This is a genomic window from Polaromonas sp. P1_E3, assembly GCF_056405935.1.
Genome location: NZ_JBFUBD010000869.1, coordinates 1 through 506 on the forward strand (window position 1 = coordinate 1; position 506 = coordinate 506).

The 506-nt window shown below is 62.4% G+C and carries 1 protein-coding gene; it reads left to right on the forward strand.

What is annotated here, in order from left to right:
- Positions 1–506, forward strand: a 506-nt coding sequence (locus tag AC1D0Z_RS24045; RefSeq protein WP_477660611.1) for a HAMP domain-containing protein, incomplete at both ends; no start/stop codon positions are given.

The following is a 506-nucleotide window of genomic DNA, read 5'->3' on the forward strand; positions in this document are numbered from 1 at the left end:
ATTGCCGAGATTGCCGAGGTGACGACAGCCGTGGCGGCCGGCGACCTGTCCAAAAAGATCACGGTGGACGTGAAAGGCGAGATTCTCGAACTCAAGAACACCATCAACACCATGGTGGACCAGCTCCGKTCKTTTGCYTYYGARGTGACSCGYGTGGCGCGGGARGTCGGTACCGAAGGCAAGCTGGGCGGGCAGGCCGACGTGCAGGGCGTGGCCGGCACCTGGAAGGATTTGACCGACTCCGTCAACTCCATGGGTTCGAACCTCACAGCGCAGGTGCGCAAYATYGCCGAGGTGACGACAGCCGTGGCGGCCGGCGACCTGTCCAAAAAGATCACGGTGGACGTGAAAGGCGAGATTCTCGAACTCAAGAACACCATCAACACCATGGTGGACCAGCTCCGTTCTTTTGCCTCCGAAGTGACGCGCGTGGCGCGGGAAGTCGGTACCGAAGGCAAGCTGGGCGGGCAGGCCGACGTGCAGGGCGTGGCCGGCACCTGGAAGGA